Here is a 1,336-nt window from a genome sequence, read left to right as displayed (position 1 = left end):
TAAACGGGAACAACTTTAAACTTACTAACATAAATAGGTCTGTACTTCCAAACCAGTGACGCTATTAAGCCATAGAAAAATTCAGATAGCAAACTTTATTTTTAGCGGTAAATCACCTGTGTGTACTATCAAAAATAAAAGCTTAATAAAAAAGACCGCCTAGGCGATCTTTAAGAGATTTATAACAGATTAAGGCTGAACTTTCTTATCTACTCAGCATCTTTTTCTTTAGTTAAACAATAACGCAAATTTTGTCTAATCGCTTCAATTGACCAGATCCAAAAAGCAGTTCCGACAAACTCAGAAACTAATGCTTGATAACCTGCTGTCCAAAGCCAGCTAGATAGCCCTAATAATGGTACAACTAAACCATGAGCAAAAACAGAAACACCAATACCAAAACAAATACCGTGTAATAATTTAACCTTTGGTAAGTATTCAGCAATAACACAATATATCACAGCGATAACTATTGAGAATAATATATGAACACCATTACCGCCCCAATTAATACTATATCCCATCCAATGATAAGTCATAGTATCTATATTTAATCCTAGCTTTTCTAATAAGACAACTGGAGGAGGTGTCGTTTCAAGTGTTCTCGGTGGAATTAGGTCTTCAAAACCAGATTTTACTAAAGCTGAAAAGATACCCGCTATAATACCTACGTATATTGCTATACCAATATGCCTAGAACTTTTTTTCGTTAATTTAAACAAATCAATCATTATATATACTCGCTCTATAAATTGAATATTATGAGTATAGTAGAGATAAGAATACCTGTTTATTATTTTAATTATTAGTTAAACACTACAGATTTATTCTTATAGCATAACAATAAATTTTATCTTAAATATAAACAAATAATCAATGAAAACAAAAAACTCTCAACAAATTTTTTGATTAATAATCATATATCTAAAAATAAAACCCTGCAAAAAGCCAAGCTAATAAGCTAATTGACCTTGATGCCACTCTTATCTCAATCTCATCATTTTTACGTACGTAAAGTTTTTATATGATTTTTTCCACGTATCGATCCATCTCTAATGGAACATCTGACATCATTAACATATCTTCTATTATTCCTTCTGCCTTTTGTCATTTTTTACCTATATGCCCATCAGAGCAATTGTGCTTGTTAGTAAATTGCATAAATGTCATTCCGAATAAATAGTAATCAAGCAATAGGTCATGCATATCACTATTCTTTTTATTTAATGCGACAGGTTTAGCTAATCAATGCCGATTTAATGGGCAGATTGATAATTTCTATTCTGTTGCTCAACACTCGGTATATGTCAGCTATTTAGTTACTCCTGAATATGCT

The 1,336-nt window shown here is 31.1% G+C and carries 1 protein-coding gene and 2 pseudogenes; 1 reads left to right on the top strand and 2 read right to left on the bottom strand.

What is annotated here, in order from left to right; translation table 11 throughout:
- Positions 1–209 precede the first annotated feature (209 nt).
- Both DK861_RS15275 and DK861_RS15270 read right to left on the bottom strand, forming a co-directional pair.
- Complete coding sequence (locus DK861_RS15275; protein ID WP_072062621.1) at positions 210–731, bottom strand: DUF1440 domain-containing protein; 522 nt, start codon at positions 729–731, stop codon at positions 210–212.
- 289 nt (positions 732–1,020) lie between these two features.
- Positions 1,021–1,245, bottom strand: a pseudogene (locus tag DK861_RS15270) (antiterminator Q family protein); the annotation flags it as partial.
- Here DK861_RS15270 and DK861_RS18510 point away from each other — a divergent pair.
- A pseudogene (locus DK861_RS18510) lies at positions 1,229–1,336 on the top strand (HD family hydrolase); the annotation flags it as partial. The pseudogenes DK861_RS15270 and DK861_RS18510 overlap by 17 nt on opposite strands.

Origin of the sequence: Proteus sp. TJ1640, assembly GCF_003144445.1 — a bacterium.
GTDB lineage: Bacteria > Pseudomonadota > Gammaproteobacteria > Enterobacterales > Enterobacteriaceae > Proteus > Proteus penneri.
The sequence above is the reverse complement of the archived record's forward strand: the minus strand, read 5'-3'. Positions and strand labels throughout refer to the sequence as shown.

Excerpts from the sequence above, each read along its gene's own strand:
- DK861_RS15275 (WP_072062621.1), bottom strand. The coding sequence starts at position 731 with ATGATTGATTTGTTTAAATTAACGAAAAAAAGTTCTAGGCATATTGGT.